The organism is Luteolibacter flavescens (assembly GCF_025950085.1).
Lineage (GTDB): Bacteria > Verrucomicrobiota > Verrucomicrobiia > Verrucomicrobiales > Akkermansiaceae > Haloferula > Haloferula flavescens.
In genome coordinates this window covers 56,793-75,779 of the sequence record NZ_JAPDDS010000009.1, presented here as the reverse complement: position 1 = coordinate 75,779, position 18,987 = coordinate 56,793, and the positions used below count along the sequence as shown (strand labels likewise).

The 18,987-nt window shown below is 65.4% G+C and carries 14 protein-coding genes; 7 read left to right on the top strand and 7 right to left on the bottom strand.

Annotation, left to right across the window (positions count from 1 at the left end; genetic code table 11):
- Positions 1–4: 4 nt before the first annotated feature.
- Both OKA04_RS16145 and rpe read right to left on the bottom strand, forming a co-directional pair.
- Positions 5–955 carry a hypothetical protein gene (locus OKA04_RS16145; RefSeq protein ID WP_264502223.1) on the bottom strand — a complete coding sequence of 317 codons (951 nt, stop codon included), beginning with the start codon at positions 953–955 and terminating at the stop codon, positions 5–7.
- 61 nt (positions 956–1,016) lie between these two features.
- Positions 1,017–1,754 carry a ribulose-phosphate 3-epimerase gene (rpe, locus tag OKA04_RS16140; protein ID WP_264502222.1) on the bottom strand — a complete coding sequence of 246 codons (738 nt, stop codon included), beginning with the start codon at positions 1,752–1,754 and terminating at the stop codon, positions 1,017–1,019.
- 97 nt (positions 1,755–1,851) lie between these two features.
- Between rpe and rpiB the strand changes: the two genes are divergently transcribed.
- Entirely contained in the window at positions 1,852–3,525 is a 1,674-nt protein-coding gene (gene rpiB / locus OKA04_RS16130; RefSeq protein ID WP_343226890.1) for a ribose 5-phosphate isomerase B, read from the top strand.
- A gap of 294 nt (positions 3,526–3,819) precedes the next feature.
- Here the strand turns inward: rpiB and OKA04_RS16125 are convergent, their stop codons facing one another.
- From OKA04_RS16125 to OKA04_RS16115, 3 genes are all read right to left on the bottom strand, one after another.
- Positions 3,820–4,725: an alpha/beta hydrolase gene (locus tag OKA04_RS16125; protein WP_264502221.1), complete on the bottom strand. Its 906-nt coding sequence runs from the start codon at positions 4,723–4,725 to the stop codon at positions 3,820–3,822.
- A gap of 88 nt (positions 4,726–4,813) precedes the next feature.
- Positions 4,814–5,224, bottom strand: coding sequence for a hypothetical protein (locus OKA04_RS16120; RefSeq protein WP_264502220.1), 411 nt, complete (start codon positions 5,222–5,224; stop codon positions 4,814–4,816).
- A 10-nt stretch (positions 5,225–5,234) separates the two neighbouring features.
- A complete protein-coding gene (locus tag OKA04_RS16115) occupies positions 5,235–6,059 on the bottom strand; it encodes a polyphosphate kinase 2 family protein (protein ID WP_264502219.1) in 825 nt (274 codons plus the stop codon).
- Positions 6,060–6,174: 115 nt separating this feature from the next.
- Here OKA04_RS16115 and OKA04_RS16110 point away from each other — a divergent pair, with 115 nt between their 5' ends.
- Together OKA04_RS16110 and ppk1 are read left to right on the top strand one after the other, a co-directional pair.
- Positions 6,175–7,722 carry a Ppx/GppA phosphatase family protein gene (locus OKA04_RS16110; RefSeq protein WP_264502218.1) on the top strand — a complete coding sequence of 516 codons (1,548 nt, stop codon included), beginning with the start codon at positions 6,175–6,177 and terminating at the stop codon, positions 7,720–7,722.
- Between the two features lie 131 nt (positions 7,723–7,853).
- Positions 7,854–9,944: a polyphosphate kinase 1 gene (ppk1, locus tag OKA04_RS16105; RefSeq protein WP_264502217.1), complete on the top strand. Its 2,091-nt coding sequence runs from the start codon at positions 7,854–7,856 to the stop codon at positions 9,942–9,944.
- A gap of 912 nt (positions 9,945–10,856) precedes the next feature.
- Here ppk1 and OKA04_RS16100 read toward each other — a convergent pair.
- Together OKA04_RS16100 and OKA04_RS16095 are read right to left on the bottom strand one after the other, a co-directional pair.
- Complete coding sequence (locus OKA04_RS16100) at positions 10,857–12,107, bottom strand: S1C family serine protease (protein ID WP_264502216.1); 1,251 nt, start codon at positions 12,105–12,107, stop codon at positions 10,857–10,859.
- A 26-nt stretch (positions 12,108–12,133) separates the two neighbouring features.
- On the bottom strand, positions 12,134–13,099 hold the full coding sequence (locus OKA04_RS16095) for a S1C family serine protease (RefSeq protein WP_264502215.1): 966 nt from the start codon (positions 13,097–13,099) through the stop codon (positions 12,134–12,136).
- A gap of 127 nt (positions 13,100–13,226) precedes the next feature.
- Here OKA04_RS16095 and OKA04_RS16090 point away from each other — a divergent pair, with 127 nt between their 5' ends.
- The 4 genes from OKA04_RS16090 to OKA04_RS16075 all read left to right on the top strand — a co-directional run bounded on the left by OKA04_RS16090 (position 13,227) and on the right by OKA04_RS16075 (position 18,918).
- Complete coding sequence (locus OKA04_RS16090) at positions 13,227–15,596, top strand: transglycosylase domain-containing protein (protein ID WP_264502214.1); 2,370 nt, start codon at positions 13,227–13,229, stop codon at positions 15,594–15,596.
- Positions 15,597–15,648: 52 nt separating this feature from the next.
- Positions 15,649–17,358 (top strand): transglycosylase domain-containing protein, encoded by a 1,710-nt coding sequence (locus tag OKA04_RS16085; protein ID WP_264502213.1) that lies wholly within the window; start codon positions 15,649–15,651, stop codon positions 17,356–17,358.
- A gap of 49 nt (positions 17,359–17,407) precedes the next feature.
- Entirely contained in the window at positions 17,408–18,430 is a 1,023-nt protein-coding gene (locus OKA04_RS16080) for a Fic family protein (RefSeq protein WP_264502212.1), read from the top strand.
- Positions 18,431–18,501: 71 nt separating this feature from the next.
- Positions 18,502–18,918: a Minf_1886 family protein gene (locus OKA04_RS16075; protein WP_264502211.1), complete on the top strand. Its 417-nt coding sequence runs from the start codon at positions 18,502–18,504 to the stop codon at positions 18,916–18,918.
- The last annotated feature ends 69 nt before the right edge of the window (positions 18,919–18,987 follow it).

The following is an 18,987-nucleotide window of genomic DNA, read 5'->3' as shown; positions in this document are numbered from 1 at the left end:
GGTATCAGCGCGGCGGGTTGAGCGGCGGCGGCGTGAAGCCTTCCATGAGGGTCGAGCGCGCCTCCAGCGTGGAGCGATATTGTGCGAGCTGGGCCGGGGTGAGGATGCCCTTCAGCGCAGAGACGCGGACCTCTGCGGTGGCGCGTTGCGCCTCGATGAGGCGGCGCTGCACTTCCTGCGGGTTCTGCATCGCCTCGGGATCATCCATCACGTCGCCCAAGTCTTCCAGGACGGAAGCTTGGTTCGGGCCGACCATGCCAAAGGATTCATTCATGAGCGCCCAGCCCGCCGGGCGTCTCGCCGCGGCGGCCTCGCTGATCTCGCGCATGGCACCCAGCGCCTGCTCGCGCTGATCCTCGGAAAGATCTACCAAGCCGATGAGGTCTGCCACGTCCCGCTGGGCCTTTGCCTCGATGCGGTTGTCGCTTTCCCGCTGCTTGAAATCATCGAGCGCGGCGACCTGCTCGGGGTCCAGGAGCTTCTTCACGTCTTCCATGAAGGCCTGCTCGGAAATGCCGGCCTGCTGGATGGCATCCACGGGATTTGTGCTGCTGCTCTGCAGATCTCGGAAGCCGTCGCGGCGGTTTGCCAAGAGCACGGCCAGCGTCTGCCGCTGCTCCTCGCTGAGCCCGAGCGCCTCGGTGAGGCGGGACAGGCGGGCATTCTGCGCGCGATCCGCCGCATTGCCGAAGTTCTCCTGAAAGCGTGCCTGAGCGGAAACCAGCTCCGGATCGGACGCGGCCGGCGCTGTCCCGCGCTGCTTCAGCACCAGCGGGCGCTGGCTGGATTTCCCGTCGAGCCTCACATTTCCGCTGCTGCCTCCGTTACCACGGGTCGTATTTGACGCGCCATTCGCGGTGGCCGAGGCATCCGGGGCCGCATCGGGTGTCGGCTTGATGACCCAGCCTGCGGCGAAGCTGAGCAGGGCGATGGCGGTGACGACTACGGGTTTCATGGCGATGAGAAAACGGGCAGGACAGGAGTATAGCGCCGCCGGGCGGCAGATTCGTCGGTTTTCAGGCCTCGCGGATCTGCTTCACCGCTTGCGCCATGTCCGGAGCGCGGAAGGTGGAGGAGCCCGCGACCATCACATTTGCCCCGGCTTTCGCGCAGCGGGCGGCGGTGAGGGCGTCGATGCCGCCGTCCACCTCGATGTGGTAAGCCAGCCCGTGCTCGTCGCGCCACTGCGCCGCGGCCTCGATCTTCGGCAGCACTTCATCCATGAAGGCCTGCCCGCCGAAGCCGGGAACCACGGTCATGCAGAGGAGCAGGTCGATCTGGTCGAGATACGGCACCACGGCCTCGAAGGGCGTGGCGGGATTCAGCGCGAGCCCGGCCTTGCAGCCCGCCTCGCGGATGGCGCGCAGGGTGGCGGCCACGTCGTGGTCCGCCTCCACGTGCACGGTGATGAGATCCGACCCGGCTGCGATGAAGCGTGGCAGGAAGTGATCCGGCCGCGAGACCATGAGGTGGACGTCCAGGTAGATGTCATTTGTCTCATGGACCGCCTGCACCACGGCCGGGCCGAAGGAGATATTGTCCACGAAGTGGCCGTCCATCACGTCCAGGTGGATCCAGTCCGCGCCGGAGTGGATCGCGCGCGTCACCTCATCGCGGATGCGGGAAAAATCGGCGGCTAGCAGGGAGGGCGAAATGACACGGTCGCGGCAGGTCGGCGGGATCACGTCGGGGAAGGTGGCCTCCCCCGCCCGGGGTGCCAAGCGCCAAGAAAGGCCGGGGGCTTCCTGTGTCATCCGGGGCGGATGCGGGGTGCGGGGGGCATTCCGGCAGTCTCAGGAGTTGCATTTCACGCGCCTGCGGTCCATTTCCTCCGCCCCAAGCCGACCCATCATGAGCCAGAAGTCCCTGCGTATTGCCCTCGGCGCCGATCACGGCGGAGTAGACCTGAAGGATGCCCTCGTCGCCCACCTCAAGGCCGCCGGCCATGAGGTCACCGACTTCGGCACGCAAGGCCACGAGTCCGTGGACTACGCGGACTTCGCCAATCTGGTGGGCCGCGCCGTCTCCGACGGCACGAATGACTTCGGCGTGCTCTGCTGCACCTCCGGCGTGGGCGTCTCCATCGCCGCGAACCGCCACCGCCACGTGCGCGCGGCAAATGTCCGCACCGTGGAGGAGACCGTCACCACCCGCCAGCACAACGACGCAAACATCCTCTGCTTGGGCGGCAAGACCGTGGACGTGGAAACGGCGAAGGCGATGGCCGATGCTTTCCTTTCCACCGCCTTCGAGGGTGGCCGCCACGAGCAGCGCGTCTGCAAGTCCTCCGGCTCCCGCATCGCGGAGATCGATCCCGACCTCTACGCGGCCATCGTCGCCGAGGAGAAGCGCCAGCGGAACAACATCGAGCTGATCGCTTCCGAGAACTTCGCCTCGCCCGCCGTGATGGAGGCGCAGGGCTCCGTGCTGACGAACAAGTATGCCGAGGGCTACCCGGGCAAGCGCTGGTACGGCGGCTGTGAAAACGTGGACGTGGTCGAGCAGCTCGCCATTGATCGCGCGAAGAAGATCTTCGGCGCTGAGCACGCGAACGTGCAGGCCCACTCCGGCTCGCAGGCGAATACGGCGGTGTATTTCTCCGTGCTGAAGCCCGGCGACAAGATCCTGACCATGGATCTCTCGCACGGCGGCCACCTCACCCACGGCCACAAGGCGAACTTCTCCGGCAAATTCTACGACGTGGTCCACTACGGCGTGAGCAAGGAGGACGAGCAGATCGACTACGACCACCTCGCCGAGCTCGCCCGCGAGGTGAAGCCCGCGCTGATCACCTGCGGGGCCAGCGCCTACTCGCGCGTGATCGACTTCGAGCGCATGTCGCAGATCGCCCGCGAGGTGGGTGCCTATCTCTTCGTGGACATGGCGCACATCGCCGGCCTCGTGGCCGCGGGGGTGCATCCGAATCCCGTGCCGCACGCCGACTTCGTCACCTCCACGACGCACAAGTCCCTGCGCGGCCCGCGCGGCGGCATCATCCTGTGTAAGGAGGAGTTCGCGAAGAAGATCGACGCGCAGGTCTTCCCGGGCATCCAGGGTGGCCCGCTGATGCACGTCATCGCCGCGAAGGCGGTGTGCTTCGGCGAGGCTCTCAAGCCGGAATTCCGCACCTATCAGGAGCAGATCGTGAAGAACTCGCAGGCACTCGCCGCGCGCCTCACCGAGCATGGCTTCCGCATCGTCTCCGGCGGCACGGACAACCACGTGATGATGGTGGACCTCCGCTCGAAGGGTCTGAACGGCTCCGATGCCTCGCACGCCTTGGATGAGGCGGGCATCACGGTGAACAAGAACTCGATCCCCTTTGACACCGGCACGCCGATGAAGCCGAGCGGCATCCGCATCGGCACGCCCGCCGTGACCACCCGCGGCATGAAGGAGAAGGACGTCGAGCAGGTGGCCGACTTCATCGCCGAAGCGCTCGGAGCGATCGGTGACGAGGCCAAGCTGCACGTCATCCGCGACAAGGTGTTTGCCTTCAACCGCGCCTTCCCGATGCCGATGTGATGTGACCGGCGGTACCGGTGAAGCCGGTATCCGTAAAAAGTCAGATTTAAAAGAGCCCCGCCGCGACCTCATGTCCGGCGGGGCTTCTTTCGGCCTTGCGACCCGGATGGGAGATCGCGCCGCAGGCGGAGCGCTGGCTTTAGCCGGCGAGTATGGTTCGGAAAGCGGGCCAGGGGGATTGAGACGGCGTTTCCACCGCCCCTACCAGGGCGGGTCCGTCGTTATCGCCCTATCCGGCGGCTCACGCCGCCGGCTAATTTCCGACGCCCCTGCCGGGGCAATCAATCAGCCTCCTCACCTCACCCTCGGCACCACCTTGTCCAGGAAGCCCTCCACCTCGCGGTGGTACTTCGCGGGGTCACCGGCGCGGAGGTGGTAGTGGGTGCCTCGGGCGATGGGGACGAAGCGGTAGTTCTCCCCCTTGGCGTGGCTGGCGATGCGCCAGCCTTGGGCGATGGGGATGAGCTCGTCGGCCTCGCCGTGGAGGTGCAGCACGGGGGCGCGGACCTTTTCGATGGCGCGCTCGGGGGCCACGGCCCCGGGGTCGAAGGAGGCGAGCTTGCCCGCGGCGTCGATGAAATACGGGCCGAGCCCGCTGACCGGCAGCGTGGTCCGCATGGTCACCTGATCCTGCGCGACGGCGCGGAGATCGGCGAAGGTGCTCTCGATGATGCCGAAGTCGAATCCCCCGTCCACCGACATGGCCTGCAGCGCGACGGCCCCGCCATATGAGGTACCCCAGAGCCCGACCGGGATGCCGGGGAATTCCTTCTCGATGGCGCGGCGTAGCAAAGTGAGATCGTTCTTTTCCTGATACCCGTAGGTGGCGAATTTCCCGCCGCTGTCGCCATGCGCGCGGAAATCCGGGGCCATGGCATAGACGCCGCGGCGGGCGAGGTAGCGCAGCCCCTCCACCTGGCTCGCCTTCGAGTCGGAGACGCCGTGCAGCACGAGGATGGCGGCGCGGGGCAGCTCCTTCGGGCGGGCTTCCCACACGCGCATCTCCACCTTGTCCGGCAGGACAAAGGTGCGGGCAGCGAAGTCCTCTGGCACCGGGGCGGCCACGCCCTTGCGCGGCGGCTGCACGATCGCCTCTGAAACGAGCTTCGTGGTGAGCCCGCAGGAAACCAACCCCAGCAGCAGCACGACGACGCCGGAAACCAGGAGCCTCCGCCCGATTTTCCGCCATCTTGTCAGCATGGTTCCCCGACTCATCTCTCCCAACATACATAATGCCGGGACCACGGCAATCTGTCGCCGTGACCGGGAAGCCCGCGGGCGCTCACCCTCAAGCCTCGGCCTGCAGCACCATTTCCTCGTGCATCTTTCCATCGATGCGCTTCCGGCTGCGGTAGAAGCCGATGATCCGGCCATCCGTCCCGACCACCGGGGAAAGCCCGCAGGTCAGAGAGGTGTAGCGTGTCGGGAGATATTCCGACTCCTCGCCAAACCAGTCGTCGATCTTGCTCTCCTCCTTGAAGTCCGCGAAATCCTTGCCGACGGCCACTCCCAGCGCCGCGAGGTCCAGCAGCATCTGATCTTTCGACCGCCGGGAGTAGATCACCGCATTGATGCGGTTCGCCATCACCGGCCGGTAGGGGTCCAGCTCCTCCTCTTCCGGCGGCAGGTCCGGCTTCATGCCACCGCAGGCGGCGAGCAGGAAGGGCAAGGCGAGATGGGAAAACGCGCGGCGCTTCATGCCATGCGGATCAATCGATGACCACGGAGCGCGGGTCCCAATTCACCGTCGGGAAATCCATCTTCAGCCCGCGCAGGGTATCTACCAAAATGCGGGCGACGATGAGGTTACGGTACCACTTCCGGTTTGCGGGAATGATGAACCACGGGGCCTGCTCGGTGCTGGTCTTCTCGATGAGATCCTCGTAGGCGGTCTGGAATTCCGACCAGCGGGCGCGGTCCGAGAGATCGTCGGGATTGAATTTCCAGTACTTCGCCGGATTCGCGAGGCGGGATTCCAAGCGGCGCTTTTGCTCGTCCTTCGAGATGTGGAGGAACATCTTGATGATCGTGGTCCCCTCCTCCGCCAGCATGCGCTCGAACTCGACCACATGGCGGTAGCGGCGCTTCCACACCTCGTCGCCGAAGAGCTTCTTCACCCGCACCGCCAGGATATCCTCATAGTGGCTGCGGTTGAAAATGGCGATCTGCCCGTTCGCCGGGACGTGGGGATGCACGCGCCAGAGGAAATCGTGCGCCAGGTCCTCCTCGCTCGGCTTCTTGAAGGCGGTCACGGCAAGCCCCTGCGGGTCCACTTGGGAAAAGACGTGCTTCACGCAGCCGTCCTTCCCTCCGGTGTCCATGGCCTGCAGCACCACCAGCACGCGGTGCTTGTTCTGCGCGTAGAGCACCTTCTGGAGAGACTGGAGCTCGTCGCGGAGCTGGTTGAAGACCTCCACGGAGGCCCCCTTCCCGCCCTCGGGGAAGAGCGAGAAATCGCCCGCATCCAGAGCGGAGAGATCCACCTTCCCGCCGGGCTTCACCCGGTAGTGCTTCAGCGCGTCGCCGATTTTCATCGGGTTCCATGTTCCGGGCGAGTGCCAGCCCTTGGCAAGCATGGAGTCGCTTTAGGGATGGTCCGTCACACATTCGTCATTGAAAGCCGGGGGTTCCCGCGCTGTCTTTCGGGCGATGCCAGCCACGCCTGTTTCCGACGCCACCGGTTCGCTCGTCACCGCGATCCACGTCGGGGCCAGTTCCGTGTCCATGCTGGTCGCCGAGACCCAGCCGAATGGAACCCACGTGGCGGTGGATTTCCTGGAGCAGCCCGTCTCCCTCGCCCGCGATGTCTTCCGCCATGGAAAGATCAGCGCGGAGACCACCGAGCGCATCGTGGAGATCCTGAGCGACTATCAGAGCGCGCTGACGGAATACGGTGCGGACGGCCGCGACATCACCCGGGCGGTGGCGACGAACATCCTCATCGAGGCGACGAATCACGACATCTTCCTGAACCGCATCCACATCGCCTGCGGGCTGTCGATCACACCGATCGACGATGGCGAGATGACGCGCCTGATCTATCTGAAGACACGCCGGAGGCTGAAGGACACGCCGGCGATGAAGCGACGCTGCGCGCTGGTGGTGCACGTGGGCCCGGGGAATACCCGCGCGCTGCTTTTCCAAGACAGCGCGATCACCCGCTACACCAGCTACCGGCTGGGCACGCATCGCACGCGCGAGGCCACGGACGCGTCCCATGCCGAGGGCCCGGCGATGCTGCGGGTGATCCGCGAGCACACATCGGGGAATCTCGCGCAGATGCGCTTCGACTATCACGACGTGGAGCTCGAGGGCCTGGTGGTCATCGGCTACGAGATCCAGCAGATCGCGCGCTATCTTTCCAAGGGCGGCACGGCGGTCTCCACGAAGGCGCTGCAAAAGCTGGCGCTGGAGGCTTCCCAGATGAGCGAGCTGGACCTGGTGAACCGCTACCAGATCGACTACCAGACGGCGGAGGCGCTGCTGCCCGCGCTGGAGACAAATCTGGCGATCGCCGAGACCTTTGGCCTGAAAGAGCTGCACATCCCGGCCAGCGACTACGAGCAGGGCATCCTGCTGGACCTGCTGGTGTCCGGCAGCCTGGCCGGCACGCTGGACCAGGAGGTGCTGCGCTCGGCGAAGATCCTGGCGTCACGCTACCAGTCCGATCCGCGCCACGGCGAGCACGTGGGGAAGATCTGCCAGCATCTCTTCACCGAGCTGCAGGACCTGCACGGCATGACGAAGCACGATGCGATGCTGCTGCAAGTGGCGGCCATCCTCCACGAGGTGGGCACCTACGTCAGCCCGCGCGCGCACCACAAGCACTCCGAGTATATCATCCTGAACAGCGAGATCTTCGGGCTCGACCGGCTGGACATCAACATGATCGCGATGATCGCCCGCTACCACCGCCACTCCGGCCCGCGGATCGACCACCCGAACTACCGCGCGCTGGACACCGTGGACCGCATCCGCGTGGCGAAGCTCTCCGCGCTGCTGCGCGTGGCGGACGCCCTGGAGCGAACGCACGACCAGCGCATCCACGAGATCCTGCTGCGCCGCGACGAACGCCGCTTGCGGCTGGTGCTTCCCGGGGTGACAGATGCCGCGGTGGAACGGTTGGCGATGGCGTCGAAGGCGGATCTCTTCGAGCAGGTCTTCGGGCTCGAAGTGGTCATCGATGACGCGGGGTAGCGGGAGATGTTAGATGGCGGATCGCGGATGGCAGATGAGACTGCCGGAAGCCATCCGCCCGAAGCCGCCCGCACCGCACGATTGCCTGTAATCCACTATCTTCCTCTCCCCGTCTTCCATCTCTATTTCCCATGTCGCTCCCCTTCATCAACCGCGAGCTATCCTGGCTGGAATTCAACCAGCGCGTGCTGAACGAGGCGCTGCGCGGTGACCTGCCGCTGCTGGAGCGCGTGAAATTCCTCGCGATCAGCGCGTCGAACATGGACGAGTTCTTCCAGGTCCGCGTCGGCAGCCTGATCCTGATGCGGCGCAGCGGGCGGAAGAATCCGGACCCCTCCGGCCTGACACCGGCGCAACAGCTCGCGGCGATCCGCAAGCGGGTGCAGCAGATGACGGAGGATCAATACTCGCTCTTCACGCAGGTGCTGACCCCCGCGCTGCAGGAGGCGGGCATCCGCCTGCTGGATGCGAAGAGCCTCTCTCCCGCACAGGCGAACAAGGTGGCGGAGGCTTTCCATGACTCGATCTCGCCGCTGCTGACGCCGCTGGCCGTGGTGCCGGGCGAGGAGCCGCCGCTGGTGCCCGCGCTACAGCTCATCGTGGCCTGCCGCATTTCCGACACCGAGACCGGGGCGATCCGCCACGCGCTGATCCCCATCCCTGACGGACTCGGCCGCCGCATCCCTGTAGGAGATGGCGAGGGTGTGTCTTTCATGCTCATCGAGGACGTGGTGGCGCTCCATGCTGGCGAGCTTTTCCCCGGCGAGGATGTGGATGCCACGGCGTGCTTCCGAGTGACGCGGAATGGCGACATCGCCGTGCAGGAGGACGACGCCGCCGACCTGGCGGGCGAGATGGAGGAAGTGCTGGCCGCGCGAAAGCTCTCCGACACCGTGCGACTGGAGCTGCCCGCGAGCATGCCGCGCGATCTGGCGAAGGTGATCCAGGAAGTCTGCGGCGCACCCTCCGAGGGCACCTATCGGCTCGCCGGGCCGCTGGCGCTTTCCGGATTCATGGATCTGGCATTCACGCCGGGCTTCGACCACCTGCGGGATGAGGATTGGCCGTCACAGCAATCGCCGGACATCGAGCCGGGCGACTCCATGTTTGACGCGATCGGCCGCCGCGACGTGCTGCTGCACCATCCCTACGAGAGCTTCGAGCCGGTGATGCGCTTCATCGAGGAGGCCGCGGACGATCCGCATGTGGTCTCCATCAAGCAGGTGCTGTATCGCACGGCGAAGCAGTCCCGCATCATCGACGCGCTGATCCGCGCGGCGGAGAATGGCAAGGCGGTGACGGTGCTGGTGGAGCTGAAGGCCCGCTTCGACGAGGCGCGGAACCTGTTGCGCGCGGAGGAGCTCCAGCGGGCGGGCGCACAGATCGTCTATGGCGTGAAGGGCCTGAAGACGCACGCGAAAATCTGCCTGGTGGTGCGCCGCGAGGAGGGCCGCCTGCGCCGCTACGTCCACCTCGGCACGGGGAACTACAACGAGAGCACGGCGCGCCTCTACACGGATATCTCGCTGCTGAGCTGCCGCCCGGAGTACGGCGCGGATGCTTCGCTTTTCTTCAATGCGGTGACCGGCCGGTCGAAGCTGCTGCGCTTCCAGCGGCTGGTGCCCGCCCCGACAGCGATGAAGCCGCGGCTGCTGGACCTGATCGCGTCCGAGGCCGAGCGTGCTCGCCAGGGCGAACCGGCCCGCATCCTGGCGAAGGTGAATTCGCTGCAGGACCCGGACATCATCGCCGCGCTCTATCAGGCGTCGAAGGCCGGGGTGGAGATCAACCTGAACGTCCGCGGCATCTGCTGCCTGAAGACGGGCGACGCGAAGTTCTCGAAGCACATCCGCGTGGTCTCGGTGATCGACCGATATCTGGAGCATGCGCGGATCTTCTACTTCCACCACGGCGGCGACCCGGAAATCTTCATCGCGTCCGCGGACTGGATGGGCCGGAATCTCGACCGCCGCGTGGAACTGATGGTGCCCATCGAGGACAGCCGCGCGCGGCGGCGCCTGCTGCGGATCCTGGAGTCGTTTTTCCAGGACAACGTGCAGGCATCGAAGATCCTGCCGGATGGCTCGGCCGAGCGCTTGAAGCCGGGACCGGGCGTGAAGAAATTCCGCGCGCAGGAGCATTTCTTCAAGGAAGCCCGCCGGGCGGCAAAGGCCCGGGACCACGAGCGAGCCATGACCTTCGAGCCGCATCGGCCGAAGTGAGAAGCTGACGGGAGCGGGGCGAAAAATGCCGGGCCAAAGAACCAACGGCCCCAACGGTTTCACGTGGGATCGTGGAATTGCTCATCCTTTGCGCTGCGCTACGGGATGAATCGGGCGGCTTGCCCTTGCGATCGGCCCTTGCCCTCGTGACCGGCCCTGCCCCTACGACCGGCCCTGCCCGTGCGACCGGTCGTGCTCTTCAGGGCCAACGGCCCGGCCATCCCTCAGCCCGGGTCGAAGGCCCGGGTATCCGGCGGATCGTGAATGGCGGCCTGAAGGGCCGCGATAGGAGCAGCGCCGGAACAAACGGGGAGAGACCGAAATCGGATGTCGCTGGAAGCAAGGATTTCGGAGGACGGGGATGTGACGTGTTTCGACCGGCGGCGTGTCACGTCACAAGGGCCGCCCACGTATCGCGGCCCTACAGGCCGCCGTGGGCACGGTGCCCGTTTTCCCGGGCCTTCGACCCGGGCTGAGGGATGGCCGGGCCGTTGGCCCTTTGGAACGGGCTGCACAACGCGCCTTGATGACAGGCAGCGTGTCACGTTGGACCGGCGACATGACGCGTTCCTCCGGCGGCGTGGCACGTCACAAGGGCCGCCCAAGTATCGCGGCCCTACAGGCCGCCACGGGCGCGGCGTCCGTTTTCCCGGGCCTTCGACCCGGGCTGAGGGATGGCCGGGCCGTTGGCCCTTTGGAGACGAGCTGCACAAGGTCTGCACCACGCGCCTTGATGACAGGTGGCGTATCCCGTTCCACCGGCGGCGTGACGCGTTCCACCGGCGGCGTGTCACGGCACAAGGGCCGCCCACCTATCGCGGCCCTACAGGCCGCCACGGGCGCGGCATCCGTTTTCCCGGGCCTTCGACCCGGGCTGAGGGATGGCCGGGCCGTTGGCCCTTTGGAGATCATTCACTCCTCCAGCCCATCCATCTCCGCCCGCATGCGTTCCATGAGGAGTTCCATTTCTTCCAGATTCCGGCGGAGGTTCTCGGCGGCTCCGCGGGGTGCGGGGATGGCGCGGGGGACGTTCTGCTGCGGAGGCAGATTCTGACGGACCTGCTGGCGGCGGTTCGCCTCTTCCTCCTCCATGGCAGCCTGGGCGACTTCCGCGGAGACGGGCTCGCGGGAGAGCAAGTCTTGGATGTGCTTGGCAGGAATCACGAAGCTGCGCGTGCGGTCGGCACGGGCGATGGAGATGCCGACGAGATTCCCGTCGAGATCGACGACAGGACCGCCGCACTGCTCGCGCCCGACGCGGAGGTCGGTCTGGATGGCGGTGGGGAAGCCTTCGCGGACGATGCTAAGACCCTTTTCCTTCGATCCCATGCGCTCCATCTGACTGAGACGGCCATTGGGGAAGCCGGGGAAATTCGCGCCGCGCTCCTTGAGCTCGGCCTTGAGGGTGATTTCCTCACCCTTCCGGTCAAAGCGGATTTCCACGGAGTCACCGGGGCGATAGGCGGAAAGCACTGACTTCAGCTCGATGAGACCGCCGACATCCCGGCCACCCACGGAGAGGATGAGATCGCCCTTCTGCAGGCCTGCATCCGCAGCGGCACTGCCGTCCTCGACACTCTCGATTCGCAGGCCCTTGGCCGGCGGATCGGTATTCGCGATCACGCCGAGGAATGCCTGGTCCTTCTCGCGCAGGGAGCGCGCCTCTACGGCCACGACGCCGACGCTGACGGGCGTGTCATCCGGCGAGGCGGCGATGAGGAAGCGACCGAGCTTCGGCGCCGCCAAGGCATTGAAACTCACGGGGTGATATTGCGCGCCATCGAGCTGGAGCAGGGCGAGATCCTCCTCCTGATAGACGCCGATCACCTTCGCCTTCGCGGTCGCACCATCGCCGCCAACCACCTGGATGGGGCCGCGGGCCATGGCGATCTCACTCCACTTCGTGAGGGCCTTCGTGCCGTCCTGCACGATGGTTCCGTAGGCCACGGAGCGCTTCCCGCTGCCGGTATCCGCCCAGACCCATACGGTGGACGGGACCACCGGGCGCACGGACGGGCGCACGGCATCAATGAATTGCATCGCCTGGCGCTGGACGGTCTCGGCTTCCTCCGGGCGCATCAGCGGGACATCGTCACTGCCCTGGGCATACGCGCCGGTCAGGAGAGCGGCGTGAAGTGCGGTCGCTAGAAGACTTGTTTTCATGATGGATGGGACGAAATCGCTTACGTTCAACGAATCTGATTCCTTTGCTTCAATTCGATCTCAAGCTCGACCGGCTTTTCATTTCCTCCACGGAGGACGCCGACCTTCACCTTCTCGCCTGCCTGCTTCTTCGCGAGGTAGAGCTGGAGGGCGCGGCCGTCGCGGACCTTGTTTCCCTCCACGGTGACGAGGATGTCATTCGGGCGAAGACCCGCCTTCGAGGCATGCTCGCTGACCCCGGCGATGACGATGCCGCCGCCGCGGACCGGGCCGCCGAGCTCGATGCCCATGACGGCCCGCTCGGAGTTTGCCATGGGGTCCATCTGGAGACGGCCCCACACTTCCCCGTCGATGAGGCGCTTCCAGTCTTCCTTGAAGCCGTCCACGCCGGCGTGGTTGTTGTTCTTCAGGGAGACGCCGATGGAGGAGTTGATTCCCACGACCTTGCCATCGAGATCGAAAAGCGGTCCACCGGAGTCACCGCCGATGAGGGTGCAGTCGGTGGTGAGGAAATTCCCCGGGCCATCCGAAACGACGGAGCCAAAGCGCACCGGCGGGGTGCGGGCGGGGTCGAAGCCGGTCGAGTGGCCCATGGCGATGACCCAGTCCCCTGCCTCAAGCGGGCCGGATTCGCCGCGCTCCATGAAGGGCCACGGGCCCTTGTCCTCCATCTGGACCATGCCGATGTCCTTGGAGAGGTTCGCGCCGAGGACCTTGCCTTTCACCTGCTTGCCGTCCGGGAAGACGACGGTGACCGCTTCCGCGCCCTCGATGACGTGGGCGGCGGTGAGAATGAGACCGTCCGCGGTGACGATGACGCCAGAGCCGGAGGCGCCGCTTTCCTCGGAAATGAGGGCCACGGTGGACTTCATGGCCTTGGCGGCCACGGCCTCGATCTTGGCTTCAAGCTTGCGTATGTCCTCGACGGACCCCACGGGCTCGCGGGACCAGACGGGCTGCAACGAGGCCAGGGCCAGGACGGCTCCAGCCACTCCATGGAAAAATCTCGGATGCTTCATCGCTTTCTCACATGTCAGAGCGACACACTCGCGCGCCTTTGTTTGAGGTGCGATATCGCCATCGCCTCCGCAGACCATCCGCGCTAAGTTCTCCACGTCCATGCCGAAATCATCCCCGAAGGACCCCGGCAGCCCAACCGGAAAATTTTCCGACCAGCGCTCGTCCAACCGCAAGAAGTCCGATGTACCAAGGAAATCCACCGGCCTCGGCACGGTGATCCTGTTCTGGCCCTTCCTCATTTTCCACGGGCTGATCTCGCCGCTGCCGAAGTTCGTCCGCATCCCGCTGAGGCTGCTGGGAGACCCGGCGATTGCGGGACTCTACGCAGCCCTGCTGCTGGGAGGATTTTATTTCATCCGCGCCCAGCCCTTCGACATGGCAAAGGTGGCGGAAATGCCGGAGCGGACGGTGATCTACGACCGCCGCGGCGAGGAACTCGGCCGCATCCATGGCGAAAAGCGCGACGTGATCCGCGTGGAGGACGTGTCGCAGGACTTCATTTTCGCAATCCTGGCGCGCGAGGACAAACGCTTCTACACCCACCACGGCGTGGACTGGATCGGCGTGGGCCGGGCGATGGTGCAGAATTTCAAGCGCGGCGGCGTGGCCCAGGGGGCCTCGACGCTGACGATGCAGCTCGCTCGCAACAGCTTCGCGCTGAAGTCGAAGTGGCTGGATTTCTCGCCAAAGCTCCAGGAACTCGACCGCAAGCTGCTGGAAACGGCGGTCTCTTACCGCATCGAGAGCCACTACGAAAAGGAAGAGGTGCTGCAGCACTACGTGAACCGCATTTTCTGGGGCCACCAGATCCGGGGAATCGAGGAAGCGTCGCGGACCTACTTCGAGAAGCACGCGAAAGAGCTGACGCTGTCCGAGTCGGCGCTGCTGGCGGGGATCGTGCGCGGCCCGAATGCCTTCTCGCCCTTCAATGACATGGAGAAGGCGGTGCGCGAGCGGGACTCGGTACTGGACCGCATGGTGCTGGAGGGCTTCATCCCGCAGGATCAGGCGGATACGGCGAAAAAGGACCCCATCACGATCCGCCCGGAGTGGCGGCGCATTTTCCACGACAGCTATGCGATGGACGCGATCCGCCGGGAGCTGGAGCGCATCCTGGAAGAGGAGAATATCGAGCTGGGTGGCCTGCAGATCACGACGACCATCGACAGCCTGATCCAGAAGAAGGCGGAGGAAGCGCTGGACGCGAAGCTCCGCCAGATTGAGCGCACCCCCGGCTACCCTCACCAGACCCGGGCGGCGTGGAACGAACTGCCCGCCGACAAGAAGTCCCGTCCGCAGTACCTGCAGGGCAGCGTGGTGGCCATCGAGAACCTGACCGGGGCCGTGCTGGCGATCGTGGGCGGGCGGAATGCCGACGAGTCGAAATTCAACCGCGCGCTGCAGGGCCGCCGCCAGATCGGCTCGGTCTTCAAGCCCTTCGTGTATCTGGCGGGATTCGAGTCCGGGATCCGGCCGAACACGCTGATCGATGATGGCCCGCTGAATATCGGCGGCTGGCGGCCGAAGAACTCGGACGGAACCTTCGGCGGCATGCTGCCGGCCTCGACCGGGCTGATCCGCTCGCGGAACACGATGTCCGTGCGCATCGGCAGCCGCGCGGGGATCGAAAAGGTCTCCGATACGGCGATTTCCGTGGGATTTGAGACGCCGATCCCGAAGTCGCCGACGTCCTATCTGGGGGCTTGGGAGGCTTCCACGTATGAGGTGGCGTCCGCCTACACCGTCTTCCCGAACAGCGGGGTCCGCTACGCGCCGCGCATCATCAAGGAGATCCGCGATCGGAACGGTAACGTGGTGTGGCCGGAAAAAGGCGACTCGCCCTACATTTCCTATCAAGCGGTGAATCCGGGCTCAGCGTGGAGCGTCTCGAATATCCTGAAGGAAGTGACCACCCGAGGCACGGCGGCATCCGTCAAATCCTTGGGCTTCAACAAGCCATGCGGCGGCAAGACGGGCACGACGAATGATTACAAGGACGCGTGGTTCGCGGGCTACACCTCCAGCATCACCTGTGCGGTGTGGGTGGGCCTGGACACGCCGAAGAAGACCATCGACCGCGGCTACGGCTCCACGCTGGCACTGCCGGTGTGGGTGGAGGTGATGAAGACGGCGGACAAGCTGGGCTACAAGGCCGAGGGCCTGAAGTCGCAGCTCTCCTTCGTGGAGTGCCGCCTGTGCCGCACCTCCGGCAAGCGCGCGACGGCAGGCTGTGAGCGCGCGCAGGAAGCCTATACCGACAACGTGCCGGTGGATAACGTCCCGGCGGAAAACGACCTCTGCCCGGATCACCCGGCGAAGGCGATCCCGGTGGACGGCGTGATCGAGGAAGAGCCGACCACGGGCCGCCCGCCAAAGGCACAGGAAATCATCGACGAAGGTCCGATCCAGGAAGAAATGGAACCGGAGGTGCTGAAGGCTATCCCGGTGGACGAAGACGAGATCCGTTAGCAGGGCATCCGGCCTTGCCACTCCCCCTCCGAAGCCCTCTCACTTCCCGCGCATGTCCACCTGGCGTCCCATCCGCAGAACCCCGGCCTGGCTGGCCTGGATGCCGGGATGGCTGCGTGTGACGATGAAGTGGACGATCGGGATCGGCCTCGTCGGCGGCGTTGCGGGCTTCCTGCTGATCCTGGTGTATTTCTCGAAGGCGGCACAATTCGACCTCGCGGAGGTGGCGAGGCTCCCCGCCCACACGGCGATCTACGACCGCAATGGCAAGGAGATGGGCGGCGGCGGGCCGAACAACCGGCGGCTGGTGAAGCGGGAGGACATCCCGGATTTCCTCGTGCTGGCGCTGCGGGCGCGGGAGGATGCGCGGTTCTTCGAGCACAGCGGCGTCGATGTCCGCGGACTGGCGCGGGCGACGGTGCGGAACGTGAAGGACCGGGACTTCACCCAGGGAGCCTCCACGCTGAGCATGCAGCTCGCGCGGAATACCTTCGAGATCCGCGAGAAGTCCATCAACCGGAAGCTGCTGGAGATCGCGCTGACGCTGCGGGTGGAGTCGCGCTACTCAAAGGACGAGATCCTCGCGAACTACCTGAACCGGATCTATTTCGGCGCGGGCTGCCACGGCATCGAGCAGGCGGCGCGCACTTACTTCGGCAAGCAGACGTCGCAGCTCAATGAGGCGGAGTGCGCGATGCTGGTGGGCATCATCCGCGGGCCGCACATTTTCTCGCCCTTCCGGAATCTGGACGCGGCCCGCGAGCAGCAGTCGCAGACGCTGGCACGGATGAAGGCGGAGGAATTCATCGACGAGGCGGAGGTCGCGCGGGTGAAGGCCATCCCGATCAAGCTGGTGCCCTCGGAGCAGCGCACCTCGGAGCGATCCTATGCGCTGGAGGCGATCCAGAAGGAGCTGCAATCCATCCTCGATGACGCGGACATCCGCGACGGCGGGCTGACGGTGCGGACGACGCTGGACGCGAATTGGCAGCTCCGGCTGGAGAGCGATCTTTCCGACTCTCTGCGGAAGATCGAGCAGCGGAAGGACTGGCAGTATCCGACCCACGAGCAGCATGAGGCGGGGACGAAGCCGCAGTATCTCCAGTGCGCCGCGGTGACGCTGGAGACGAAGACCGGGGCGATCCTCGCGCTGATCGGCGGGCGCGACTATCTCGACTCGCGCTACGACCGCAGCAATGGCGCGCGGCGTGACCTGGGGTCGGCATTTTCCCCGTGGATCGCAGCAGCGGCAGCGGAGCGCGGCCGGCTGGTGCTGCCGGGCAAGCCGGTGCAAACGGGCCGCCAGATCGGGCCGAAGGAGACCATCCGCATCGCGAAACGCTGCGGGATCACGGGCCCCTTCGTGGAAACCGAGGATCTTTTCCGCGGCAGCGCGGCGGCGACGCCGATGGAGCTGGCCACCGGGCTGGCGACGCTGGGCAACGGCGGCCAACGCCCGAAACCCTTCCTGATCCAGAGCATCACCGCGGCGGACGGAAAGGTGCTCTACACGGCGAAGCCGGTGACCACCCCGGCGATCGGCAAGCAGGCGGCGAAGGAAGCCGCGGCTCTTCTCGACAAGGAATCCGGCACGCGCGTGCACGGCGGTGCCACCGGCTCCGGCCGCGACGCCTGGCTCGCCCGCCTGGGCCCGAAGGGCTCCACCGCGATCTGGGTCGGCTTTGACGATCCCCAGCGCATCACCACCACGAAGCAACTCGGCAACGTGCTGGACGACCTGGCGCAGAAGCTGGGGAACTAGCTTCCCTCTCTCGTTCCGACTGTCGGCCGATGACGATCCATCTTCCTTCATGCCCGCACCCCATCAGCCGCCCTTCACCATCACACCGCGGATCGTCTCGCAGGTGGCGGAGATCTGCGAGCGGGTGGGAAGCTGGTCTAACAGAGGATCGGAAGGAATCTCCCCGCGCCTGAGGAAAGAGAACCGCATCCGCACCATCCAGGCCTCGCTGGCGATCGAAAACAACACCCTGAGCATCGATCAGGTGACAGCGATCCTCGAGGGCAAGCGGGTGCTCGGCTCTCCCCGCGAGATTCAGGAAGTGCGCAACGCGATCGACTGCTACGACCGCTTTGGAAACTGGCAGCCGACCTCCGTCGAAGACTTCCTCGCCGCCCACAAGATCATGATGAGGGCACTGGTGGACGAGGCCGGTTCCTTCCGCCGTGGTGGTGTCGGCATCTATCGTGGCGACCAGCTTGTTCATATGGCACCGCCCGCGGGCCGGGTGGAGCATCTGGTGCAGGATCTTTTCGGATGGGCTGCGACCACGGAGCACCACCCCCTGATCGCCAGCTCGATCCTTCACTACGAAATCGAATTCATCCATCCCTTCGCCGATGGCAACGGGCGCATGGGGAGATTGTGGCAGTCCCTCGCTCTGGCCTCCTGGCATGCGGAGCTCGCCTACCTTCCGGTGGAGAGCCTGATCAGCGAACGGCAGACGGATTACTATGCGGCGCTGGGCGAGTCCGACCGGCGGGCAGATGCATCGCCCTTCGTGGAATTCATGCTGGCGACGATCCACGATGCCCTCGCCGAACTACCAGCTACCGACCAAGTAACCGACCAAGTAACCGACCAAGTAACCGACCAAGTAAAAATGCTGGCCGGGTGCATTTCGGACACGGAGGAAGTCACCGCCGCGGAGCTGATGAAAAGGCTGGATCTGAAGCACAAGCCCTCCTTCCGTCAGAGCTACCTGCTTCCTGCACTGGCCGCAGGATGGGTGGAAATGACCGACCCTGCATCCCCACGCAGCCCGGCACAACGCTACCGGCTGACCAAACGGGCGCTGCGACGGAAGCGCTAGCATCGCCGCGAAAAAGCCTGTTAGCTAACGGCTTTGACTCCGCGAAAAGAACTGGTCATGGTTTTTTGCGAATGAAGGCACTGCAGTTCGAGCAAGCGGTCGAATCCATCCTGAAGCGTGAGCGGCGCTATGACCCGCTCGCTTACCTTTTCCTGAAGGAAGCGCTGGATTTCACCCTGAAGCGGGCTGCGGACGGCAATGGTGGCGAGCAGCGGCACGTCTCCGGCAGGGAACTGTGCGCGGGCTACCGCGACCTCGCGCTGGAGCAATTCGGCCCGATGGCGGCGACGCTCATGCTAGAGTGGGGCATCCGCGAGAGCTCGGACATCGGCGAGATGGTCTTCCACCTCATCGATGAGCAGATGTTCGGCAAGCAGGAGGACGACACGAAGGAGGACTTCGCGGCGGCATTCGATTTCGACGATGCCTTTGTGGTGCCTTTCCAGCCGAAGAAGCGCCGGGGGAGCCCGGTGGCGATGAAGGTGTGAAAGTGGCCGCGGCTTCCAGCCGCAGGTCCCCTTCCCTCGGGTTTATGATGTAAGAAGGCAATCGGCTGG